The sequence below is a fragment of the Sphaerisporangium sp. NPDC051011 genome, from assembly GCF_040653595.1.
Lineage (GTDB): Bacteria > Actinomycetota > Actinomycetes > Streptosporangiales > Streptosporangiaceae > Sphaerisporangium.
Window position 1 is genome coordinate 165,254 of record NZ_JBFAGG010000013.1, and the last position, 23,242, is coordinate 188,495.

The following is a 23,242-nucleotide window of genomic DNA, read 5'->3' on the forward strand; positions in this document are numbered from 1 at the left end:
ACTCCGGGCCGTGATCACTCCGGGTACGACACCTGGGTCTGGGCGTTGAGCTCGTTCACCTTGACCGTCTTCGCCGGATCGGTGAGCGGGTCGTCGATCGCGATGACGTCCAGGCCCTTGGTGATGTCGCTGGAGTAGATGTAGCCGTTGTAGTAGTACGCCGACCACGACCCGCCCAGCTTGGGCTCCCCGTCGGCGGAGTCGAGCGGGCCCCGGTCGACGAAGGCGATCTCCTTGGGGTGGTCCGGGTCGGTGAAGTCGACCACCGAGACCCCGCCCTGGTACCACGCCTGCACGAGGATGGTCTTGCCGGGCACGGGCAGCAGCGAGCCGTTGTGCGCGACGCAGTTCTCCGCCGCGGTCTGATGCCGCGGGATCTTGAAGTACCCCCGGCGCTGAAGCGTGTGGTCGGGCCTGATGTCGTACACCGCGTCCGCGCCCCGCAGCGGCCCGGTCTTGGCGTCGCAGGTGGGGGCGACCCCGCCGCCGAGCTCGTCGGAGAAGATCACACGGCTCGCGTCGTTGCTGAACGTCGCCGAGTGCCAGATGGAGAAGTTCTCGGTGTCGGTGACCTGCTGGAGCACCTTCGGGTGGGCGCGGTCGGAGATGTCCATCAGGATGCCGTTGCCGAGGCAGGCCCCCGCGGCCAGGTCCTTCTCCGGGTACACCGTGATGTCGTGGCAGCCGCTCGTGGCGCCGGGCTGGGACTCGTCGTCGCCGTCGTGGAACAGCACCGGCTGGGCCACCACCCGCGCCTGGGCCGGGTCGGCCACCGGCACCTCGACGACCCCGATGGAGTCGTGCGGCGGCTTGCAGTGCGGGGCCGAGGGGTCGGGCCCGAACGAGGAGATGTAGAGGTACACCTTCGAGGCGTCCTTGCCCGGCACGAGGGTGTGCGTGTGCGAGCCGCAGTCGGTCGCCAGCGACTTGACGTAGCGGGGGTGGGACTTGTCGGAGATGTCGAAGATCCGGATGCCCTCCCAGCCCGTGAACGGGTCACCGTGGTCGCTCTCGCAGGTGTTGTCGCTCCTCGGCTCGTCGATGGAGAGGAAGAGCAGGTTCCCGGTCACCGAGATGTCGTTCTGGCCGCCGGGGCACACCACCCGCGTCACGACCTTCGGCTTGGCCGGGTCGCTGATGTCGTGGATCGTGAAGCCCTCGTAGTTTCCGGTGAACACGTAGTTCCCCTGGAAGGCCAGGTCGGTGCCCCACGCGTGCTCGCCGTCGAAGGGCGCCGAGAGCGGGACGTTCGCCACGAGCCGGGCGTTGGCGCTGTGCTGGACGCCGCCACTCGTGAGGGGAGCCGAGGATGTGGGCGAGCCGCTGGACGTGGCCGCAGGGGTGGCGGAGGGCTCCGGGTCGCCGGCGCATCCTCCGAGGATCATGACCGTCCCCAGTGCGGCGGCGGTCGCCCCGATTCGCCACGTGCCCACTATGCCCCCCGTTGTCGGATCGAATGCTGGGAATCTGCACCAGTATGGAAGCTATGTCGAACCGGGCGGGTGTGTGGGGGGTTTTCGTAACGGTTGTGCTGGCATCCGGCGTGGCCGGCTGCACCACCGCGACCGGGACGGCCGAGGGCGGGCGCGCGCCCGTCGTCGCGGGCGGTGGCGCCCCCGTGATCGTCCCGGGCGCCCCCGGGGAGTCCGGGCGGACGGCCACGCCCGGCGAGCGCGTCGGACGGCCGGAGCGGCGCGCGTCCGCCGCCGACGTGCTCTTCGCCGAGCGGATGATCCCGCACCACCGGCAGGCGCTGGAGATGGCCGGTCTGGCTCCCGAGCGCTCCTCGGACGCGCGGGTCAGGAGCCTGTGCGCGCGGATCTCGGCCGGGCAGCGCCCGGAGATCGACGTGATGGCGCGATGGCTGCGCGCGCTCGGCCGCGATGTCCCCGCCGATCACCCCGGCCACGGGGACGGCACGACGCCGGCCGGGCAGGCGGGGTACGGCATGGCGAGCCTGGAGGAGATGAACCGGCTGCGCTCCTCGCGCGGGGAGGCCTTCGACGCGCTGCTGCTACGGCTCATGATCAGGCACCACGAGGGGGCGGTCACGATGGCGGGGGAGGAGCTGGCGGGCGGCACGGATCAGATCATGCGGGCGATGGCCGCGGACATGGCGTCCGGGCAGCGCGTGGAGATCGGCAGGATGCGCGCGCTCCTGAGGTGAGGCCGGGGGAGGAACTCCGCGAGCCGGGGGCGGTCCGGGGGTCAGGAACTCCACAGCATGTTCGACAGCTCTTCGTCCAGGTCCATGAAGTCGGTCTCCCGGCCGGCGGAGACCAGCTCATAGGTGCGGTGCAGGAACTCGGTCAGCGGGTGGAGCGGCACCTCGAACAGAGCCTGCCCGAAGGGCGAGGTGAGACTGATGTTCAGGGTGCGTTCACCGTCGGCTCGCGCGGGCCACACCTGGACGTCACCGTCTCCGACGCGTCTCACGATGCCCACGGTCAGCAGTTCGCGGGCGAAGATCCACTCGACCGGTTCGTCGTTCCCCACGTGGAAGGCCATCCGGATGGCGTACGGGTCATCGGCCGTGTAGCTGAGGCCGGCGAGCAGGGGGACGGTCGTACGGTCGGGGACCACAAGTCGAAGGCCCAGCTCGGCAGAGACGGTGGCATTCATCGTCAGCCAGCCCTTTCGTCGGTGGGTCCCCTGCGCGGGGCTCGGGTTGCGGTGCTCTGAAGGACTTCATCCGGAGCCATGTCTGCGGAACGAAGGCACTGCAGGAGAGATTCCGCTCCTGAGGCCTTCTGTAACGCACATCACAGCGCGACATTTATGCCGCTACCTGGTCAAACATCGCTTAGAGGCGCCTGTTTGCAAGGGTTTTGCGTGTCGTTCCGGCCGTCCTACGGGGCATCTACGGGTGTCTCGGGGTAAAGATCATAAGTGGTGCGATTCGGATGAGTATGGGGCATGACGATGCTATGACAACAGGGCGCCACGCCGCCGGACTCCGGCGAACCTTTCGTGATCGGTTTCGTCCGCCGGTTCGCCAGCGTGCCGCGGAGTGAGGTATGGTTTTCCGCGTCAGGCCGACCAAGTCAGCACGGGAAGCCCGGCGCGGAAGGGGCGATTAGCTCAGCGGGAGAGCGCTTCGTTCACACCGAAGAGGTCACTGGTTCGATCCCAGTATCGCCCACCCAGGCCGCAGGCCGCTTCTGATTCGTCAGAAGCGGCCTTCTTGATCTTCTGAGCGACCAAGCCCCGCCACCGGCCCTCGGGTGAGCCGGGCGGTGGCGTGTTACGCTGGCGCCCGGGTGGCGTCCTGACCGGCGAGCGCCGGCGCGCCAGGCCGCGTGACGCCCAAGACGCCTGGTAAGACGGCGAGACCGTACCGGGCGGGTGCGGGTGATGTGGTGTGTCCCTATCCTGACAGTGGGGTGTACATCGCAGCGCTCACAATGTGAAAGTCGGGGGAGTGAGCCCGATGGCAGATGGCTGGAACGATGGGGGAGGACTCGCGGGCACGCTGATGGAGCGGTTCTTGGACGGCAAGCCCGCGGGGCAGCGCGTACGCGCGTCGGTCCTGGACTCCTGGCGGCGGTGCCAGGCGGTTGGGCTCAGCCCCGACACCGTCCAGCCGCGCCTGCTTGAGGACCTGGACTTCGAATGCGGCCTGGTGCGCGCGGCCCGGCCGGTGTTCCAGCAGTTGCAGACCACCATCGCGGGCACCGCGGCGTGCGTGTTCCTGGGCGATGCCAAGGGCGTGATTTTCCTGCGTACCGTGGGGGACCCGGGCTTGCGCAGGGCGTTGGACGCGGTCGGTGCCGCGCCCGGTTCCAGTTATGCCGAGGCCGATGTGGGCACCACCGCTTTCAGCTCGGCGCTGGTGGAACGGCGTCCCTGCCAGATCGTGGGTGGTGAGCACTTCGCTGAGGCGCTGCGGTGGATCACCGGCATGGCCGCGCCGGTACGTGATCCGCTCAGCGGGCGCGTGTCCGGGGTGGTCGGTATCACCTGCCCGAACGAGCGGGCGAACGCGGAGTTGATGGCCTTTGCCCAGCGCTCGGCCACCGCCGTCGAGCGGCGTCTGCTCGACATGGCCACCGACCGCGAGCGCGCCCTGCTTGAGGCGTTCGTGCGGGAACGGGGAGTCAAGGTGGCACACCCCGTCCCGGGTTCGGAGCTGCGGGATCTGTCTCCGCGCGATCGGCTCGCTCTGCAGGAGGCCGCGCTGAATCTGGTCGCGCAAGGCCGGGCGGCGGTGGTGGAGGTCGGCCTTTCCGACGGCCGTGCCGCCACGCTCGTGGCCCAGCCGGTCACCGGCGGTTCCCCACGAGAGGCTCCCGGCATCGCCGTGCTGGCCTGGTTCTCCAACCTCTAGGAGACTGGCCTTGTGCGCAGCGGCACCGCACGTTCGAGATCACCGCGGTCGGCGCCGCGGCACCGCGCGAACACGCCACCAAGCCAGCGGGCCCTGATCGTAGGCCGCCTCCGATTCGTCGGAAGCGGCCTTTTCGATCTTCACGGGCGGCGGCCGGGAGGCGTCATGGCGCGGTACGGCGACGGCGCGGTTCCGGAAATGAATTGCTCGTGGATCCACCGGTTGGCCAGGATTGATCCCATGTCGAGCCGATCGCGTCCCTCGCGTCGTGCCCGGCCGACCATGGGGGAGAGATCGTGAGCTGGACCAAGCACTCCACGCCCGAGTTCCGCGCCATCGCCGACGAGCTGACGATCCTGCGCTGCCAGGTCGGCTCCGGCGTGCACGGGACCAACATCGCGGGCACCGACGACCGCGACGAGATGGGCATCTGCCTGGAGCCGCCCGAGTACGTCATGGGTCTGAACCGGTTCGACCAGTACGTGTACCGCACCCAGCCCGAGGGGGTGCGCTCGGGCCCCGGCGATCTGGACCTGATCATCTACTCCTTACGCAAGTGGATGCGGCTCGCCGTCACCGGCAACCCGACGGTGCTGCTGCCGCTGTTCGTCCCGCCCGAGGAGATCGTCACCATGACGCGCATCGGCGAGGACCTGCGCGCCAACGCGGACATGGTCCTGTCCCGGCAGGCGGGCCACCGGTTCCTCGGCTACCTGCGTGCGCAGCGCGACCACATGGTCGAGCGCCCGAACGGGACACGCACCAACCGTCCCGAGCTGATCGCCCTGTACGGGTTCGACGTGAAGTACGCCGGGCACATGGTGCGGCTCGGGCTGCAGGGGGTGGAGCTGCTGGAGACCGGCGGCGTCACCCTGCCCATGCCGGAGCCGTGGCGCACGTGGATCGTCGAACTGCGCCAGGGCGGGCACACCAAGGACGAGGCCCTGGCCGTCGCCGCCGAGCTGGAGTCCCGCCTTGAACGCCTGATCACCACCTCGCCGCTCCCGGAGCACCCCGACATGACGCGCGTGAACGCGTGGCTGGTCAAGGCCCACACCGAACGCTGGGCCGGCGAACGTCCGCACCCCTGACCGGGGCCGCGACTGCCGGTGAACGCGGCCCGCTCCCGCGTCTTCCGGGCCGTTTGACAGATATCGTCATGTCCTGTGCCGGTCGTGAGTTGACAGTGCCCGGCGCAGGGAAGACGATCCAACTTCGGGCCGCCGTCCGTTCTTCTCGTGGGCGCGGCGCGGTTTCGTGGGCACGTCACGTCTGCGAAAGATCGGTACTGGGTGTGCCGGCAGCGTGAGACGCTGGTGGTGTGGGGCGCGGTGAGGGTGGTCGGTGGTTTCTGTGACTGAGGGGGAGTTTTGAGCCGTTTCCCGGCTGACGACGACTTGGAGGACGACCAGGGACTCGACCACCGCCAGGCCGGTCCCACGGTCCTGCGCATGCTCGTGGGCGCCGAGCTGCGCCGCTTGCGCGAGGCCGGGGGCTTCAGCCGGGCCGAGGCCGGGTACCGCATCCGCGCATCCGACACCAAGATCAGCCGCCTGGAGCTCGGCCGTACCGGCTTCAAGGCCCGCGACGTCCAGGACCTGCTGACGTTGTACGGAGTGACCGGCGACGCCGAGCGCGAGACCCTGCTCACGATGGCACGGCAGGCCAGCGTCCCCGGCTGGTGGCACGCCTACAACGACCTGACGCCCCCCTCGTTCGAGTCCTACATCGGCCTGGAGCAGGGCGCCGCGCTGATCCGCAGCTGGGATCCGCTGTGCGTTCCCGAGCTCCTGCAGACCGAGGACTACGCCCGCGCGCTGATCGGCGCGCTGCACCCGGGCGTCTCGAAGGACGAGATCGAGCGCCGTGTCCGCCTCAGGATGGAGCGCGCGCGCATCCTGGTGGAGCCGGGCACCGTGAGGCTGTGGACGGTCCTGGACGAGTCGGCGCTGCGGCGCCGGGTCGGCGGCGAGGCCATCATGCGCGCCCAGATGGAATACCTGCTCGAGGCGGGCCGGCGCGCCAACGTCACGATCCAGGTGCTGCCGTTCAGCCGCGGCGAGCACGGCGCGATGGGCGGCCCGATGGCGATCATGCGCACGTCGGCGACCAAGCTCAGCGACGTCGTGTGCCTTCCGCAGCTCGTGGGCGTCATCTTCCCGGACAAGCAGGCCGACATCGACCGCTACTACGCAGTGATGAACGCGCTCGTGGTCGACGCCGAGTCGGCCTCCGCGACGGCCGCGATGATCCGCAGAATGCTGGACGAGTACTGAGGCGGTCTTTCCGGCGGCGGTCATTCCCGGCGGAGGCGCCAGGCCGTCGACCGGGCCCGGTGGCGTGCCGGGCCGCACCTCCGAGGCTTGCGGTCCGTGCGGGGCCGCACCGGGCGGCGGCGCTCCGGTGAGCTCGCCATTCCCGCCTCCTGATACCCGGATTGATCGGATGACCTGTTCGGGCGCGCCGCGAAGACCGGTGATCCGCGGCTCCGGCGCGCGACCGGGGGACGCGACGCCCTCCGGACGTCCGCCGTTTCCTCCCGCCCTGGTAGAGGGCAGGGACCGGGGCCACTCACCGCCTTGACGCTTCAGTTGTCACGTGTCAAAGTTTCGTCCACAGCGGCGAAAGTTAGGTCCCATCAGCTCCGACTTTTAGCGGACAGGTGCGGCGGCGCGCTCCTATCCCCTCGAATCCCTCGATCCCCTCCCAAAGGATCCGTGATGGACGAGCACGCGCGCTTTCCCGACCGCACCCCCGCCTCGCCCCGCACGGCCCTGCGCCGTGCCCGCGCGGCCCTCGCACGCTCCGCCGTCCTGCTGCGGCGCGCCGTGACCGTGGTGGCCGTGGCGGCGACCCTCGCGACACCCCTGACGGCGGCCACGGCGCAGGCCGCGCCCGCCGCCAAGGAAGGCCTGGCGGCCGAGCCCGGGTACACCTCCCTGTTCGACGGCACCCAGGCCGGCCTCAGCCGATGGCGCCAGGCCGGCCCCGGCGGCTTCACCATCGTGGACGGCACGCTGAAGTCCTTCGGTGGCATGGGCCTGCTGTGGTATCCGGTGAGCACGTTCGCGAACTACTCGCTCAAGCTCGACTGGATGATGCCCGGCGATGACAACGGGGGAGTGTTCATCGGCTTCTCCGACCCGCAGGGCGACCCGTGGAAGCCGGTCAACGAGGGCCACGAGATCCAGATCGACGCCACCGACGCCGACCCCAGCCGTACCACCGGCAGCGTCTACAGCTTCAAGGCCCCCGACGCCGCGCTGCGCGCCCAGGCGCTGCGCCCGCCGGGCCAGTGGAACACCTACGAGATCAGGCTGCACGGCCGGCACGTCGAGGTCATCCTCAACGACGTCAAGATCAACGACTACATGAGCACGCGGAACATCGCCAACGGCTACATCGGCGTGCAGAACGACGGCGACGGCATGGACATCAACTACCGCGACATCCGCATCAAGACCGACGCCCCCGCCCTCGTCGACTACGCGCGCGACCGCCCGGTCACCGTATCCAGCGTCGAGCCCGGATCCCAGCACGTCGGCCCGCGTGCCGTCGACGGCGACCTCGCGACCCGGTGGGGCAGCGCGTACTCCGACCCGCAGTGGATCCAGGTGGACCTCGGCCAGACGCGGACCATCAGGCTGGTCCGCCTGAACTGGGAGGTCGCCTACGCGCGGGCGTACCAGATCCAGGTCGCGCCCGGCTGCGGCGCCGCGTGGACCACGGTGTACTCCACCGTGAACGGTGACGGCGGCATCGACGACATTCCGCTCGGCGACGTGAGCGGCCGCTGCGTGCGGGTCTACGGCACCCAGCGCGCCACCCAGTGGGGGTACTCCCTCTGGGACCTGAACATCCTCGGTCTCTGACCCGGGCCCCCACACCACATCGGCCCGCGCCCGCACCCGGCGGCGCGGGCCGCTCTCCCCGGTACGGAGTCCCCGTGCCGAGCTCTCCCGTCCTCCCACCCCCCAGGAGATTTCGTGTCAGTTTTCGCGCGCTTACGCACGGTCGTCGGCGCAGTGATCCTCGCCCTCGCCGCGACGGCCCTGCAAGGGGCCACGGCCGCCTCCGCCTCCCCGTCCGCCGTGACCCCCCTCGCCGCAGCAGCGGTCACCGTCAGGCAGGCCGCGCTCGCGCCCCCGCCGACCAGCGGGTTCGAGAAGGTCAAGCTGGACGGCGGGCTGTCCATGGGCGAGCCGATCGAGCTGTCGGTCCTGCCCGACGGCAAGGTGCTCTACATCAACCGGGGCACCAGCTCCGGCGGCGGCCAGGTCCGCCTGTACAACCCCGCCACCAAGGCCACGACCGTCGCGCTGACCCTCCAGCTCGACGCGCGGTTCGAGGACGGGCTCATCGGCATCACCCTGCACCCGCGGTTCGCCTCCAACCACTGGGTGTACCTCTTCTACTCACCCAAGGTGACGCCGCTGGTGAACCGCATCTCCCGGTTCACCTTCAACACCTCCACCAATGTGCTCGACCCCGCCAGCGAGGACATGATCATCGAGTGGCCGACCGAGCGTGACATGTGCTGCCACTCTGCGGGCTCGATGACCTGGGATTCCAGCGAGAACCTGTACTTCGCGGTGGGCGACAACACCAACTCCGGCGGCGACTCTGCCGGCATGGCGCCGATCGACGAGCGCACGAGCCGCAACCCGCAGTACGACGCCCAGCGCACCTCCGGCAACACCAACGACCTCCGCGGGAAGATCAACCGGATTCACCCCGAGGACAACGGCACCTACACGATCCCCACCGGCAACCTGTTCCCGCAGGGCACCGCCCAGACCCGGCCCGAGATCTACATCATGGGCACGCGCAACCCGTACCGCGTGTGGGTGGACAAGAAGGCGAACAACACCCTGTACTGGGGCGAGGTCGGCCCGGACGCCGGGGCCACGATCCCGAACCGCGGCCCGGCGGCCTACGACGAGTTCAACCGCGCCACCGGCCCCGGCAACTACGGCTGGCCCTACTGCGGTGGGCCGAACGTCGCCTACAACGACTGGGACTTCGCCGCCAACGCCCCCCGCGGCTGGTTCCCCTGCGGCGGCACCACCGGCCCGGTCAACAACTCCCCGCGCAACACCGGACTCCAGCAGCTCCCGCCGACCAAGCCCGCGCTGGTGTGGGAGCAGCACGGCGGCAGCAGGGAATGGCCCGCGCTGGACAGCCCCGGCGGCTGCGGCTCGCCCAACCACACCGAGGTCTACCACTACGACCCGGCGCTGAACTCCGACGTCAAGTGGCCGCAGTACTACGACGACAAGTGGCTCATCTCCGAGTACTGCCGTAACTGGATCAAGGAGGTCCAGTTCGACAACGGCAACCCCTCCACGGGCACGCCGACCGTCATCGAGCCGGTCCTGTCGGGCATGAGCTTCGTCCACCCGATCGACATGGAGTTCGGGCCGGACGGATCGCTGTACCTGCTGGAGTACGGCAGCGGCTACTTCTCGGGCGCCGCGGACGCCGGCCTCTACAAGATCAACTACGTCCAGGGTGGGCGCTCGCCGATCGCCGTCGCGACCGCCGACAAGGACAACGGCCTCGCCCCGCTGACCGTCGCGTTCTCCAGCGCCGGCAGCTCCGACCCCGACGGCAACCCGCTGACCTACGCCTGGGACTTCGACGACAACGGCACCACCGACTCGACCGCGGCCAACGCGAGCTACACGTACACGACCAACGGCGACAAGCGGGCCCGCCTCACCGTCAACGACGGGACCGGCCGGTCCGGAACGGTGCTCGTCCCGATCGTCGTGGGCAACAACCGGCCGACGGTGACGCTCAACGGCCTGCCCAACGGCGGCATGTTCGGCTGGGGCGACGACCTGATCGCGACGGCCGGCGCCACCGACCCGCAGGACGGCACCGTCCCCTGTGCCAGTGTGATCGTCCGGGCGGCCCTCGGCCACCAGGAGCACGCGCATGAGATGGGACAGGGGACCGGCTGCGGCTCCACCTTCAACACCGGCCCCATCCACGCGGGGCTGGACGCGGTGCAGTTCTTCGTCCTGCGGTCCTCCTACACCGACAAGGGGGCGGCCGGCACGGTCCCGCTCACCGGGGAGAAGGAGATCACGCTCTGGCCCAAGCAGTGGCAGGCCGAGCACTTCGTTCAGCTCAACGGCCCCAAGTTGGTCGACCAGGCCGCGGCCGAGGGCGGAAAGCGCCTCGGCGACATCCAGAACGGCGAGTGGGTCAGGCACCACGGGGTCAGCCTGAAGGGCATCACCGGGGTGAAGGCGCGCGTCAGCTCCGCCGGCGCCGGCGGCACGCTGTCCTTCCGCTTCGACTCGCCCACCGGCCCGGAGGTCGCGCGCGTCGCCGTGGCCGGGACGGGCGGCTGGGACAACTACACCGAGGTCACCGCACCGGTCAACAAGCCGGACGACAACACCCACGACCTCTACCTGGTGTTCAGCGGCAGCGGCACCGGCGCGCTGTACGACGTCGACAGTTACACCTTCACCGGTGCCGGCGCGGGTACGCCTCCCGCGGCCCGCACCGGCGAGATCCGCGGTCTCGGCAAGTGCGTCGACATCAACGCCAGTTCGACCGCCGACGGCACCAAGGTGCAGATCTACGACTGCAACGGCTCGGCCGCGCAGCGCTGGACCATCGGCACCGACGGCACGATCCGCGGCCTCGGCAAGTGCATGGACGTCAAGGCCAGCGGGACGGCCAACGGCACGCTCGTGCAGCTGTACACCTGCAACGGATCGGGCGCCCAGCAGTGGTCGGCGCAGGGCAACGGGGCGCTGCGCAACCCGCAGTCCGGGCGCTGCCTGGACATCCCGGCGTCCAACACCACCAACGGGCGGCAACTGCAGATCTACGACTGCAACGGAACAGGCGCGCAGACCTGGACCCTGCCGTGATCTGAACGCTTGAGGGACGGGGCCCGGGCACGCGTCGAGCGCGCCCCGGGCCCCGGTCATTTCTTCTGGTTTTCGTCCGGTCAAACCAGATGATCGGCCATCATCAGCCGAAATATTTGCTCAGCCCTCCGTGACCTGCGATTTCCACAGGGGTATGGCCACATTGATCCGTTCCGCGAAGGAAGTCGGAAGGCGGTGAGGTCATGACTAGACCGACCGGCCTGGAGGCGCATCCCGATATCGTCGCGATGCGAGCCAAGTACGAAAGGGCGGGGTCGAGCGCGGTCGCGCAGGTGATCGAAGGGCTGACCCTGCTCGCGGGGCTCTATCTCGCGATATCGCCATGGGTGGTGGGCTTCAACACGAGCCTGCCCCGGCTCTCGGTGAACAACCTGATCACCGGGCTGGTGGTGGCCGCCCTCGCCCTGGGGTTCGCGTCCGCGTACGGTCGTACGTACGGGCTGACCTGGATGCTGCCCATCCTGGGCATCTGGACGATCATCACCCCGTGGGTCATGCGGTCGGCGACGACCGGATCCATCTGGAACAACGTCGTCACCGGAGCCGTCATCCTGCTCCTGGGACTCGGCGCCATGGCCGTGGGGAACCGCAAGATGCCCGGCACCGGTGCGCACATGCCCGGCGGCATGACCGGGGGAATGCCCGGCGGAAGGACCGGGGGAATGCCCGGCGGCAGGACCCACCAGGTGTGAGCCGGCGCGATCCGGGTGTGGCGGCGCGTCCGCCACACCCGTGGCACGGGGCCCGCGCGTGAGCGGCCCGTTTGCCGCCCGGCTCACGGGTATGGGGTCCTCGTGACCGCCGAACCGCGCGAGAGCGGCCCCGCCGAGCCGGGGATCCGGCGCAGGCGCCGGGGCCGCGGCTTCAGCCATGAGCGGCCCGGCGGGCGCCCGGTGCTCGACCGCCGGGCCGTCCGTATCAGGGCGCCGGTGATCCCGCCCGCCCTGACGGACGCGCCGGCCCCCGCGTGATCAGCGCCGGGGCCGCACGATCGAGAGGCGCTCACCGAGCTCGGCGCCGACGCCGGCTACGGACGGCCGGCCACCCGCGGCGGCGTGGAGCGGGCGCTCATCGCGCTATCGCGCCGTACCCCGCCGAGCACAGAAAGGGAAAACGCCATGACCGACCTGAAGGAAGCCCGGCCCGTCACCAACCCGTACGCCTCACTGTCGACCGCCGAGCTGATCAAGCACCTGTCCGAGGACGTGTCCCGGCTCGTGCGCGACGAGATCAGGCTGGCGTCGCTGGAGCTGAGCCGTAAGGGCAGGCGCGCCGGCCTCGGCGCCGGGCTGTTCGGCGGCGCCGGGGTGATGGCGCTGTACGGCGGCGGCGCGCTGGTCGCCACGGCGATCCTGGCGCTCGCGCTCGTGCTCCCCGGATGGCTCGCCGCCCTCATCGTCGGGGTCGCGCTGCTGATCGTGACCGGCGTGATGGCGCTGGTCGGCAAGCAGCAGATGAGCAGGGCCACGCCGCCCCTCCCCGAGGAGGCCATCAGAAGCCTGAAGGCCGACGTCGACGTCCTGAAGGAGAGTACGCACCGATGACAGAGAGAGACCCGATCGGGACCCCGTTCCGTCCCACGGCCGGAGAGGTCGGCCTGCACCGGCAGGAACCCGGCACGGCCAACATCGCCTCCATGGGGCAGTCGCTGAACGTCCCGCAGGTGCACGTGCCGCCGAAGCCGTACGTCAAGCCCGTGGTCAGCCACGGCCGGGGCGACCCCCTCGCCGGGCTGTCGCAGTCGTCGCTCGGGCCCCGCCGGGAGGCGCCGCCCGAGTACGTCGAGCACGAGCCCGTCCACCATCCGCAGGTCTACTGGTCGGAGGAGGACCGGCTGCGGGACGAGATCTACCGCACCCGGGAGGAACTCGGCCTCACCGTCGAGGCCCTCGCGCAGAAGGTGGACGTCAGGGCGCGGGCGCGGCGGACGATGGCCGTGACGAAGGAGAAGGCGTCCGGTATGGCGGGACGGGTCCGCGGCGCCACCGCGGACCGGGCCGGCACGGTCATGTCCGGACCGGTGCGGAGCGCGGCCTGCCGCGTCTCCGACGAGGCAAGGCGTCGTCCCGCCGTGCTGATCGCCCTCGGCGCGGCCACCATGATCGGCGCGGCCTGGGCGAACTGGACGGCGCGGCGCCCGCGCGCCCGTATGAGACGCCGCCATCGGTGAGCTCGGCGGCGGCGCCGGGGGTGCGGAACCCCCGGCGCCGCGTCATGGAACCGCCCGGGAAGCTGAAGAAGAGGGAAACGGCAGGTCATCGACGGCATGTCGCCGTTGGCGGCGCTCCCTGACGGGCAAGGTCCGGATGTACCGCACGTCACGGTGACGGCGTCCCGGGGCCGCGCCGCCGTTCCACCCTGTTCCCACGCTTGTTCCCACGTTTCTATGAGGTGAATGACATGCCGCTTCACCCCAACATCGACCCCGAACTCGCCGAGGGCCTGGAACGCGCGTTCCTGCCGCCGGTCGACCTCGCCCGGATGTCGCCGGCGGACCTGCCGGGCGTGCGCGGCCGGATGCGCGAGGCCTTCACCGCCATGCCGCCCGCCGCCGTGCCGGGCGTCGAGACCGAGGACCGCATGATCCCGGGACCGGACGGCGACCCCGACCTGCGGGTGCGCGTCCACCGCCCCGCCGGGCGCGGTGGGCCGCTGCCCGTCCTGTACTGGATGCACGGCGGCGGCATGGTGCTCGGCCTGGTCGAGATGGACGACGCCATCCTGGCGCGCTACGTCCGCGACGTCGGCTGCGTGGTGGTGTCGGTCGAGTACCGGCTGGCCCCCGAGCACCCGCATCCGGCGCCCGTCGAGGACTGCTACGCCGGCCTGGTGTGGACGGCGAAGAACGCGGGCGAGCTCGGCGTCGACCCCGACCGCGTCGCCGTCGGAGGTTCCAGCGCCGGGGGCGGCCTGGCGGCGGGCACCGTGCTGCTCGCCCGCGACCGGGGAGGGCCGGCGGTGTCCTTCCAGTTCCTGCTCTCGCCCATGCTCGACGACCGCAACGACACCCCCTCCAGCCGGGAGTTCGAGGAGGCCGTCATGTGGAGCCGCGGGGAGAACATCTTCGGGTGGACGGCGCTGCTGGGCGAGGCCGTCGGGACCGCCGCCGTGCCGGCGTACGCCGCGCCCGCCCGCGCCGCCGACCTGTCGGGGCTGCCGCCGAGCTACATCGACGTCGGCGAGCTGGAGGTCTTCCGCGACGAGTGCGCCGACTACGCGCAGAGGCTGCTGCGGGCGGGCGTCTCGACCGAGTTCCACATCTTCCCCGGCGCCTTCCACGGCTTCGACGCCATACTGCCCGACGCCGGGGTCAGCGTGCGCGCGGTCGAGGGACGGGTGGCCGCGCTGCGCCGGGCGCTGGCCGGTCTGGTCTGAGGCGGTCTGGTCTGAGGCGGCGGGGTCTGAGCCGGCCGCCGCTCACTCGACCTCGGCGCTGCCGCTGACCCGCAGCTTGCGCCGCGCGCGCTCGTAGAACGTGGTCGTGCCGAGCCGCACGACGTGACCGGCGGCGCGCACGGCGCCGACGGTCACGCGGTCGCCCGCCGTGAGGCGCCCCTGCACGGCGCCGTCGACCTCGACCGCGAGCTCACCGCTCGTCGGCAGCAGGTCCAGCACGACGTGCTCGTCGGCAGAGAGCACGAGCGCCCGGTTGAACGTGGAGTGGGCCGCCGACGGCACGACCAGGAAGCCCTCGACCAGCGGGGACACGATCGGCCCCCCGGCCGAGAAGTTGTAGGCGGTCGACCCGGTGGACGTCGCCACGATCACCGCGTCGGAGGCGTAGCGGACGAACGGGTGGCCCTCGACCGAGATGGACACGGCCGCCAGGCGGTCGCCGGGGATGCGCACCAGGGCGATGTCGTTGAACGCCGTGACCGCAATGCCGCCGGGCAGGGTCGCACGTACGGCCATGCGCGGCTCGACGGTGAACTCGTGGTTGTCGATCGCCGACAACGCCGGGGGCAGGTCCTCGACGTCGATCTCGGCGAGAAAGCCCAGCCTGCCGAGGTTGACGCCGAGCACGGGGGTGGAGTGCCCGGTCAGCAGGCGCATGGTGCGCAGCATCGTGCCGTCGCCACCCAGGCTCACCAGCAGGTCGGCGCGGTCGACGAGCGTGTGGGCGTCGACGGCCCGCGCGCTGCAGTCGATGCGGCCGACCTCGTCCGGCAGGCCGAGCACCGTGACGTCCCTGGCGCGCGCCCACTCGACGATGGTGTCGATGGCCTCTTTGGAGTCGCGCTGAGGGTGGAGCACCAGCCCGACGGTCTTGACCATGCCCATGAGGCCACTGTACGGGGACCGGTGCGTGGCAGGGGCCGCTGACGGAGGGGTCGCTCGCTTACGATGGAGGGCGCGCATGGGCTTTCGCGAGCAGACACCACAGATGGGCGGTCCGGGCCCGGGCGCTGTCCGGAAGCGGTCACTTTCTGAGGGGCGAACACCCTTTGCGGCCCATGGCTCTTAACGCCAGAACGCTCATGTGGGCCCAATCCGTGTAGTCGGGGATGCCCCGGCGCGCCCGCGGGCGTCGTCCGGGCACGAATTTTCGGGGGCCGGAGGCGGCCGGCGGCCCGGTCATGCGCTGGTAGGCGCTCTGATAATGGGGCCGGGGTCTGAAACGGCTAAGTTACGTCAAGGGTCGGCCAATGCATCGTCCTGTTCTCTGAGTGGGATGCGGGGGAAACCGGGTATATTCTTGAGGTGTCAAACTAAGCCCTGTGAAAGGAGTGGGAGATGGCCACACAGATCCAGACGCTACTCATCGACGACCTGGAAGGCGGCGAAGCAAAAGAGACCGTGTCCTTCGCGATTGACGGCACCAGCTACGAGATCGACCTGAACGACAAAAACGCCAGGAATCTCCGCGAGGCCCTTACGCCTTTCGTCTCCAGCGCCCGCCGGGCCGAGGGCGCGCCCGCCCGGGGCCGCAAGCGCGGCGCCGCCCAGCGCCCCTCTCGCGACAAAAGCTCCGAGATCCGGGCTTGGGCCAAGGCGCATGGGCTGAACGTCAGCGAGCGGGGCCGGATCGCCTCGCACATCGTGGCCCAGTACGAAGCGGCACAGTGAATGATTAACCCCGCACACCGTCATTAGCCATCCGGCGAGCATGTGATCCTCCACCGGGTACATGTCTCGCGGACCGTCTTTGCGCGGCAGTGCTCACACCGGGCGATGGCCGCCGAGGCAACGAGGCGGCCGAGCGCGGCTCTCGCTCTCCGCCGGCCCGACCACCCCTCTGGCCTGCGGAGTCGCGATGCTCCGGGGGCGGGCGCCCCGGGCCGATCTTCCGCCATGTAGTGCTGACTTCACCGAATTGTCGTGATGAGCACTTTTCCTTACCAGGCCGGTGTGTTACCACGCCGGCCGCCGATCTCCGTGTAGTTCCCGGAAAACATGAGCGGGCGTCGCGCATCGCCGCGGCTCGCCGTTTCCCTCGCATAACGCCCGCCGCGCCGGCGATCACATGTTCACGAGAGTTCCGTGCACCGGGCGCGGCGTATGCGGGGAGCTCCGCCCAGAAATCATGGAGACGTAGCGGTACTTGACGGGCGGGCGGAAGTACGCCAGTATCGGGCGCCCGCCTCGTGCGTACTCGCCATGGCCGGTGCGGCGGTGGCCGAGTTCGGCCGAAGGGTCTCCCGGCCGCCGGATCCGCAATCTAATGGCCGTCCGAGGCGCCGATTGTCCGGTTCATTTCGCTGGACCGTAACAATCATGCCCTCAGGGGCCGGCTCGCGTGACCGGCGCCGGTCATTCGCCGGGGCGGGGTGTCCGCGCCAATCCTGGACGTTAGGTGTGAGAACGATAAGACAATGCCCTGAGGGAGCGTTTTGGGCTGTTCCGGCTCTCCTCCACCGCGAATCCCGCGCGACCCGTTTGTGACCTTGTGCACGCGGTGTATGGCGGTATGTCGTACCTTTCTCACTCCTATAAGCGATAGGAGATGGCCGCTCCCGGTCAAGCGGTCGTCAACTCCTCCTCAAGTGCCTCTGGGGTGACGTAGCGACGGATCGGGGTGGGTAGCGATCCGAGCAGTTGTCCCATCAAGGGGGGGAGGGGCATGAATCGTGCTGTTTTGGGGGCGATGGCCGTCGGCGGTATCGGAGTGGGCGTCACCCGATGGCTCACCTCGCGCCGCACCAAGGCCCGGGCCGTCCGCGAGGCGGGCCGGTGGATGATGGTGACGATCAATCGTGGCCCGGACGAGGTCGTGCAGGACGGCATCCTGCCCGAGCCCTTGGCGCGGCTCGGCGACACCATCGAGGTGCAGGTGCGCGAGGCGCCGGGCGGCCGCGGGACCGAACTCGGTGCCAGACCGCTGAGGCCGGTGCCCGCCGGGGTCGGCGAGGTCCTGGCCCGCCTGGAGGGCGAGGACCCGCGCCAGGCCGTGCGCCGAGCCCTGCGCCAGGCGAAGTGCCTGATCGAGACGGGGGAGGTGCTGCGCCCTGACGAGTGGCCCGAGCGCCTCACGCCCACCGGCCGGATCGTGGATCTCGCCGCGCAGCGCGCCGGTGGGGAGGGGCGGCTGTGAAGGCGCTGTGCTGGCAGGGCGTGAACGAGCTCTCCGTCGAGCGCGTCCCCGACCCGCGCATCCTCAACGCCCAGGACGCGATCGTCAAAGTCCTGCTGACCACCACCTGCGGATCCGACCTGCACCTACTGGGCGGCTACATCCCGTCCATGCGCGCCGGCGACGTGATCGGCCACGAGTTCATCGGCCAGATCGTCGAGGTCGGCTCGGATGTCCGCCGCCACAAGGTGGGCGACCGCGTGGTCGTGTGCTCGGTCATCGGCTGCGGACGGTGCTGGCACTGCGAGCACGACATGTGGTCGCTGTGCGAGAACAGCAACGTCGAGCCCGCCCTCACCGAGATGATGTGGGGCAGCGACCCCGCCGGCGTCTTCGGCTACTCCCACGCCCTCGGCGGGTACCGGGGCAGCCACGCCGAGTACGTCCGCGTCCCGTTCGTGGACTACGGCGCGTTCTCGGTGCCAGACGGCGTGGACGACATGAACGCCCTGTTCGCCTCGGACGCCGCCCCCACCGGGTGGATGGGCGCCGATCTCGGCGGGGTGCGTCCCGGCGACGTGGTGGCGGTGTGGGGGTGCGGCGGGGTCGGCCAGATGGCGGCGCGGGCCGCGATCCTGCTCGGTGCGGACCGCGTGATCGCCATCGACCGGTACCCCGAGCGCCTGGCGATGGCCGAACGCCACGTCGGGGCCGAGACCATCGACTACACCCGCACCGACGTCATCGCCGAACTCAAGGAACGCACCGGCGGGCGCGGCCCGGACGTCTGCATCGAGGCCGTCGGCCTGGAGGCCGAGACCGGGGGGCCGCGGACGATGTACGACATGGCCAGGCAGCGGCTCGGCCTGGAGCTCGACCGTCCGTTCGCGGTGCGGGAGGCCGTCTACGCCTGCCGCAAGGGCGGGTCGGTGTTCATCCTCGGCGTCTTCGCCGGGCTCGTCGACAGGTTCCCGCTCGGCGCGATCATGAACAAGGGGCTCACCGTCCGAGGCGCGCAGCAGCACGGGCAGCGCTACATCCCGAGGCTGCTCGACCTGATCGACAAGGGGGAGCTGCGCACGGCCCACCTCGCCACGCACACGATGACGCTGGACGAGGCGCCGAAGGGCTACGACCTGTTCAGGAACAAGAAGGACGGCTGCGTGCGGGCGGTCTTCCGTCCCTGGGCGTAGAGGGCGGCCGCCGGGCGCGTGTCGTGTCCGGCGGGGCCCGGCCGAGCCGTCCTGCGCTGAGCACGCCTCCTGCGGCCGAGCCGAAGGTCCCCGCGGCCAGGGACCTTCGGCGCTGACGGCGCCCACGTCCCCGGCGAGATGCTCGAAACAGGGGCGAGCCGGGGAGGCGGTGACGGTCATGCGCGTCGAGGACGTCATGGGCAGGGTGGCGATCGCCGTCCGGCCGGAGACGTCGTTCGCCGATCTCGTCGCGACCATGCGCCGCTTCAAGGTGGGCGCCGTCGCGGTGATCGACGCGGACCGCCGGCCGGTGGGGATGGTCTCGGCCCACGACCTGCTGCTCAAGGAGATCGAGGAGCCCGGCCACCGCCGGGTGTTCGAGGGCCGCGCGCGCCGCGCGGAGCGGGCCAAGGCCGCCGGCGGCACGGCGGGCCAGCTCATGACCACGCCTCCGATCACCGTCACCGCGCGGACGACGGTCAGGGAGGCCGCCCGGATCATGCACGACCACCACGTCCGGCAGCTCCCCGTGGTCGGCGAGGACGACGGGAAGATCGTCGGCACGGTGCACCAGTCCGACCTGCTCAAGATCTTCGCCCGCCCGCCCGAGGAGGTGCGCGCCGACGTCGAGGACGCGCTGGCCCGGGCGGGAGTCGACGCGCGCGCGGTGTCGATCCGGGTCGAGCCCGGACTGGTGTCGCTGCGCGGAGCCGTCCCGAGGCGCTCGCAGATCGCGGCGGCGGTCGACGGCGTGCGGGCGGTCGACGGCGTGATCGAGGTCGACGACCGGCTGTCCTACGAGACCGACGACCTCGTCACCGTGCCTCCTCTGTTCATGTGACCGGCTCGCGACGCGCCGGAGGTGTGCCATGTCCGGAACGATCGTCGTCGGCATAGACGGCTCGCCGTCGGCGGCGGCGGCCCTGGACTGGGCGGCCGACGAGGCCCGGCGCGTGGGGGCCCGGCTGAGGATCGTCCACGTGCGCGAGCCCTGGTCCTACCAGTTGCCGCCCCGGGCGGGCGCCCGCGACCCGGACTCCCTCACGGATTTCTGGCAGGGCGCGCTCGCCGCCGCCGTCGACCGGGTGCACGGCCACACCCCCGGGATCGACGTGAGCGCCGCGCTGGTCTTCGGCGCGGCCGCCGAGAGGCTCGCCACCGAGTCCGAGGGCGCCGACGAGCTGATCCTGGGCAGCAAGGGGCTCGGCGGCCTGCCCGGGATGGTGCTGGGCTCGACGGGACGGTCGGTGGCGGGGCGCGCCGAGGGGCCGGTGATCGTCGTGCGCCGCTCCGGGCCCGCCCGGCACGGCGCGGTCGTCGCCGGCTTCGACGGGACGGAGGAGTCCGAGGCCGCCCTGGACTTCGCCCTCGCACAGGCGCGGGCGCGCGGGGCGCACGCGCACGTCGTGTATGCCTGGTACACCCCGCCGTTCACGCCGTACGCGACCCTCTTCGCGGGCGGGGTGCACGAGGCGCTCGCCGAGGAGTCCGCGCGGGTCCGCCGGCGCCTGGCACCGTGGCAGGAGCGCTACCCCGACGTGCGGATGACCGGCACGGCCGTCCGCGGGCATCCCGTCCCGGCGCTCGTGGACGCCTCCCGGGACGCCGACCTGGTCGTCGTCGGGTCCCCGCCCGCGGGTCCGCCCGGCTCGGCGTTCGCGGGGTCGGTCGGCCAGGGCGTCCTGCGCCACGCCCGCTGCCCGGTCGCGATCGTCCGCCCGCGCCGTCACGCCTGAGGACACCCCCTGAGGACACCGCCTGAGGACGTACGCCTGAGGACGCCGGCACGCCCGAGGTGCCGTCACGGCTGAGGATCGAGGGGGATCCGCCAGGTCACGCGGGTGCCGGACGCTCCGGTGCGGACGGCTTCGAAGGTGCCGCCGAGCCGGGCGGCGCGGTCGGCGAGGTTGCGCAGGCCGCTGCGGCGGCCCTCCGGCGGCAGGCCGACCCCGTCGTCCTCGACGAGGAGCGTGAGCCGCCCGCCCCCGACCTCCAGAGTCACCCCGGCGCGGGAGGCGCCGGCGTGCCTGACCACGTTGGACAGCGCCTCGCGCAGCACCGCCAGCAGGTGCTCGGCCTGTTCCGCGGAGACCGCGGTGTCGATCAGGCCCTCCATGCGCAGGCCGGGCGTGAAGCCGAGGTGGCCGCGCGCCCCCTCCACCAGCTCCACGACGCGGGCGCGCAGCGTCGTGGCGGGCTCCTCGGGAGGGGTCTGCAGCGCGAAGATCGTCGAGCGGATCTGGCGGATCGTGCCGTCCAGCTCGTCGATGGCGTGCTGGATCCGCGAGGCCGCCTCGGGCCGTTCCACCAGCCGCACCGCGCTCATCAGTGTCATGGCGACGGCGAACAGGCGCTGGATGACGACGTCGTGCAGGTCCTTGGCGATGCGGTCGCGGTCCTCCAGCAGGCCGAGCCGCTCGGCGTCCTGGCGGGCCTCGGCGAGCTCCAGCGCGATGGACGCCTGCCCGGCGAAGGAGTGCAGCATGCGCACGTCCGAGCGGCTGAACGGGATGCGGCCCGACCGTTTGCCCAGGGAGAGCACGCCGCGGACGGCTCCGGCGGCGCCGAGCGGCACGGCCACGGCCGGGCCGACGCGCAGCTCGCCGGAGATCACCGCGGGGATCTCCCAATCGGCCAGGTCGGTCACCACCACCGGCTCCCCGCCGGTGAAGGCGCGGCCGGACAGCGAGTCGGCGACGACCACCTCGACGGCGGCCACGTCCTCGACGGCCACCCCGTCGGCGATCGTGACGCGCAGCTTCTCGCCCCCGGCGGCCGGGAGCAGCACGACCGCGACGTCGGCGCCGGCCATCTCGCGCGCCCGGCGGGCCACCAGCGTGAGCACGTCGCGCGAGTCGGCCCCCGACAGCAGGCTGGTGGTGACCTCGGAGGACGCCTGCAGCCAGGCCTCGCGCCCGCGGGTCTCCTCGTACATGCGGGCGTTTTCGATCGCGACCCCGGCCGCGGTGGCCAGGGCGATCACGATCGCCTCGTCCTCCTCCTCGAACGCGCCCCCGCCGCGCTTCTCGGTGAGGTAGAGGATGCCGAAGACCTCGCCGCGGACGCGGATCGGCACGCCGAGGAACGAGCCCATCGGCGGGTGACCGGGCGGGAACCCGTAGGACTCGGGGTGGTCGGCGATGTGGTGCAGCCGCAGCGGGTGGGGCTCCTTGATGAGGAGTCCGAGCAGGCCGAGGCCGTGCGGCCAGTGCTCGATGCCGGCGATCTCGTCCTCGGACAGGCCCACGGGGACGAACTGGATCAGCGTGTCGCCCTCGCCGATGAGGCCGAGGGCGCCGTAGGTCGCGTCGACGAGAGTGGTGGCGGTCTCCACGATGCGGCGCAGCACCGTCTCGAGATCCAGGTTGCTGCCGACCGCGACGACCGCGTCGAGCAGGGCGTGCACCCGGTCGCGGGTCGCGAGCACCGCGTCGAGCCGGACCTGGAGCTCCGACAGCAGTTCGTCGAGCCGCATGTGCGGCATCAACGAACGCGGCTGGACGTCCGCCATACAAGGAGTGTCCCACGACACGCCTCACTCGAATCCGGATGAAAGCCTCATATGGGACATTTGCGCAAAGATCAGGGCGCGCTTGACCGCCGCCGTGCTTCCCCGGCGGTTCTGGCGGCCCCGGCCTCCGGGTTCATCCGGGCTCGTCGCGGCGGCCGGACCTGAGGCGGGCGGCCAGGGCCGCCGCCTGCGTGCGGCGCTGCATGTCCAGCTTGGCCAGCAGGTTCGACACGTAGTTCTTGACCGTCTTCTCCGCCAGGAACAGCCGCTCGCCGATCTGCCGGTTGGTCAGGCCCTCGCCGATCAGCTCCAGGATGTGCCGCTCCTGCCCGGTCAGCGCGGCCAGCGGGTCGCGCGCGGCGGCCTGGTCGCGCAGGTGGCGGAGCATGGACGCGGTGCTCTGCGGGTCCAGCAGCGACTGGCCCGCAGCCACCGTCCGCACCGCGCCGACCAGGTCGGACCCGTGGATCTGCTTGAGCACGTACCCCGCCGCGCCCGCCATGATCGCGTCGAACAGCGCCTCCTCGTCGGCGAACGAGGTCAGCATCAGGCACGCGAGCCCCGGCGTCCGCGAGCGGACCTCCCGGCAGACCTCGACCCCGCTGCCGTCGGGCAGTCTCACGTCCAGCACGGCGACGTCCGGCCTGAGCGCGGGGATGCGGGCCACGGCCTGCTCGGCCGTCCCCGCCTCACCGGCGATCTCGATGTCATCCTCGGCCGTCAGCAGGGCCGCCACGCCGCGCCGGACGACCTCGTGGTCGTCGACCAGGAACACGCGGATCATAG

Annotated in this window: 21 protein-coding genes and 1 tRNA gene; 17 read left to right on the forward strand and 5 right to left on the reverse strand. The window is 71.1% G+C overall.

The genetic code is table 11. The annotated features are described in order from the left end of the window. Positions 1-14: 14 nt before the first annotated feature. Positions 15-1,433: a hypothetical protein gene (locus tag AB0H21_RS28440; protein WP_358522392.1), complete on the reverse strand. Its 1,419-nt coding sequence runs from the start codon at positions 1,431-1,433 to the stop codon at positions 15-17. A gap of 95 nt (positions 1,434-1,528) precedes the next feature. On the opposite strand from AB0H21_RS28440, the gene AB0H21_RS28445 reads away from it, so the two are divergent. After that, positions 1,529-2,167 (forward strand): DUF305 domain-containing protein, encoded by a 639-nt coding sequence (locus tag AB0H21_RS28445; protein ID WP_358522395.1) that lies wholly within the window; start codon positions 1,529-1,531, stop codon positions 2,165-2,167. Positions 2,168-2,208: 41 nt separating this feature from the next. Here AB0H21_RS28445 and AB0H21_RS28450 read toward each other — a convergent pair whose 3' ends face one another. Further along, the gene (locus AB0H21_RS28450; RefSeq protein WP_114032276.1) at positions 2,209-2,622 is read right to left on the reverse strand and encodes an SsgA family sporulation/cell division regulator; all 414 of its coding nucleotides are present in this window, start codon (positions 2,620-2,622) and stop codon (positions 2,209-2,211) included. A 448-nt stretch (positions 2,623-3,070) separates the two neighbouring features. On the opposite strand from AB0H21_RS28450, the gene AB0H21_RS28455 reads away from it, so the two are divergent. The 11 genes from AB0H21_RS28455 to AB0H21_RS28505 all read left to right on the forward strand — a co-directional run bounded on the left by AB0H21_RS28455 (position 3,071) and on the right by AB0H21_RS28505 (position 14,616). Beyond that, positions 3,071-3,142 (forward strand) — tRNA-Val (locus tag AB0H21_RS28455). A 345-nt stretch (positions 3,143-3,487) separates the two neighbouring features. After that, a complete protein-coding gene (locus AB0H21_RS28460) occupies positions 3,488-4,327 on the forward strand; it encodes a GAF domain-containing protein (protein ID WP_358522399.1) in 840 nt (279 codons plus the stop codon). A gap of 296 nt (positions 4,328-4,623) precedes the next feature. Beyond that, entirely contained in the window at positions 4,624-5,418 is a 795-nt protein-coding gene (locus tag AB0H21_RS28465) for a nucleotidyltransferase domain-containing protein (RefSeq protein WP_358522401.1), read from the forward strand. A 279-nt stretch (positions 5,419-5,697) separates the two neighbouring features. After that, positions 5,698-6,603, forward strand: coding sequence for a helix-turn-helix transcriptional regulator (locus AB0H21_RS28470; RefSeq protein WP_358522403.1), 906 nt, complete (start codon positions 5,698-5,700; stop codon positions 6,601-6,603). A gap of 444 nt (positions 6,604-7,047) precedes the next feature. Then, on the forward strand, positions 7,048-8,199 hold the full coding sequence (locus AB0H21_RS28475; RefSeq protein WP_358522405.1) for a family 16 glycoside hydrolase: 1,152 nt from the start codon (positions 7,048-7,050) through the stop codon (positions 8,197-8,199). 114 nt (positions 8,200-8,313) lie between these two features. Then, positions 8,314-11,220 carry a ricin-type beta-trefoil lectin domain protein gene (locus AB0H21_RS28480; protein ID WP_358522406.1) on the forward strand — a complete coding sequence of 969 codons (2,907 nt, stop codon included), beginning with the start codon at positions 8,314-8,316 and terminating at the stop codon, positions 11,218-11,220. A gap of 203 nt (positions 11,221-11,423) precedes the next feature. Then, positions 11,424-11,933, forward strand: coding sequence for an SPW repeat protein (locus tag AB0H21_RS28485; protein WP_358522409.1), 510 nt, complete (start codon positions 11,424-11,426; stop codon positions 11,931-11,933). A 102-nt stretch (positions 11,934-12,035) separates the two neighbouring features. Next, positions 12,036-12,212, forward strand: coding sequence for a hypothetical protein (locus tag AB0H21_RS28490; protein WP_358522412.1), 177 nt, complete (start codon positions 12,036-12,038; stop codon positions 12,210-12,212). A gap of 147 nt (positions 12,213-12,359) precedes the next feature. Continuing rightward, the gene (locus AB0H21_RS28495) at positions 12,360-12,785 is read left to right on the forward strand and encodes a phage holin family protein (protein ID WP_358522415.1); all 426 of its coding nucleotides are present in this window, start codon (positions 12,360-12,362) and stop codon (positions 12,783-12,785) included. Then, positions 12,782-13,411, forward strand: a complete 630-nt coding sequence (locus AB0H21_RS28500; protein ID WP_358522417.1) for a DUF3618 domain-containing protein — start codon at positions 12,782-12,784, stop codon at positions 13,409-13,411. Before AB0H21_RS28495 ends, AB0H21_RS28500 begins: the two co-directional genes overlap by 4 nt. A 230-nt stretch (positions 13,412-13,641) precedes the next feature. Next, positions 13,642-14,616: an alpha/beta hydrolase gene (locus tag AB0H21_RS28505; protein ID WP_358522420.1), complete on the forward strand. Its 975-nt coding sequence runs from the start codon at positions 13,642-13,644 to the stop codon at positions 14,614-14,616. Between the two features lie 42 nt (positions 14,617-14,658). Here AB0H21_RS28505 and AB0H21_RS28510 read toward each other — a convergent pair whose 3' ends face one another. After that, the gene (locus tag AB0H21_RS28510; RefSeq protein ID WP_358522422.1) at positions 14,659-15,522 is read right to left on the reverse strand and encodes an NAD(+)/NADH kinase; all 864 of its coding nucleotides are present in this window, start codon (positions 15,520-15,522) and stop codon (positions 14,659-14,661) included. Positions 15,523-15,975: 453 nt separating this feature from the next. On the opposite strand from AB0H21_RS28510, the gene AB0H21_RS28515 reads away from it, so the two are divergent. The 5 genes from AB0H21_RS28515 (at position 15,976) to AB0H21_RS28535 (ending at position 20,681) form a co-directional block, all read left to right on the forward strand. Continuing rightward, positions 15,976-16,308: an Lsr2 family protein gene (locus AB0H21_RS28515; protein ID WP_358522425.1), complete on the forward strand. Its 333-nt coding sequence runs from the start codon at positions 15,976-15,978 to the stop codon at positions 16,306-16,308. Positions 16,309-17,302: 994 nt separating this feature from the next. Continuing rightward, positions 17,303-17,773 carry a hypothetical protein gene (locus AB0H21_RS28520; protein WP_358522427.1) on the forward strand — a complete coding sequence of 157 codons (471 nt, stop codon included), beginning with the start codon at positions 17,303-17,305 and terminating at the stop codon, positions 17,771-17,773. Continuing rightward, positions 17,770-18,945 carry a zinc-dependent alcohol dehydrogenase gene (locus AB0H21_RS28525; RefSeq protein ID WP_358522429.1) on the forward strand — a complete coding sequence of 392 codons (1,176 nt, stop codon included), beginning with the start codon at positions 17,770-17,772 and terminating at the stop codon, positions 18,943-18,945. The genes AB0H21_RS28520 and AB0H21_RS28525 overlap by 4 nt, the downstream gene beginning before the upstream one ends. Positions 18,946-19,123: 178 nt before the next feature. Next, positions 19,124-19,786 (forward strand): CBS domain-containing protein, encoded by a 663-nt coding sequence (locus AB0H21_RS28530; protein WP_358522612.1) that lies wholly within the window; start codon positions 19,124-19,126, stop codon positions 19,784-19,786. A 28-nt stretch (positions 19,787-19,814) separates the two neighbouring features. After that, positions 19,815-20,681, forward strand: coding sequence for a universal stress protein (locus AB0H21_RS28535; protein ID WP_358522431.1), 867 nt, complete (start codon positions 19,815-19,817; stop codon positions 20,679-20,681). Positions 20,682-20,746: 65 nt separating this feature from the next. Here AB0H21_RS28535 and AB0H21_RS28540 read toward each other — a convergent pair whose 3' ends face one another. Continuing rightward, the gene (locus AB0H21_RS28540; protein WP_358522434.1) at positions 20,747-22,456 is read right to left on the reverse strand and encodes a GAF domain-containing sensor histidine kinase; all 1,710 of its coding nucleotides are present in this window, start codon (positions 22,454-22,456) and stop codon (positions 20,747-20,749) included. A 133-nt stretch (positions 22,457-22,589) separates the two neighbouring features. Then, positions 22,590-23,240 carry a response regulator transcription factor gene (locus AB0H21_RS28545; RefSeq protein ID WP_358522436.1) on the reverse strand — a complete coding sequence of 217 codons (651 nt, stop codon included), beginning with the start codon at positions 23,238-23,240 and terminating at the stop codon, positions 22,590-22,592. Positions 23,241-23,242 lie beyond the last annotated feature (2 nt).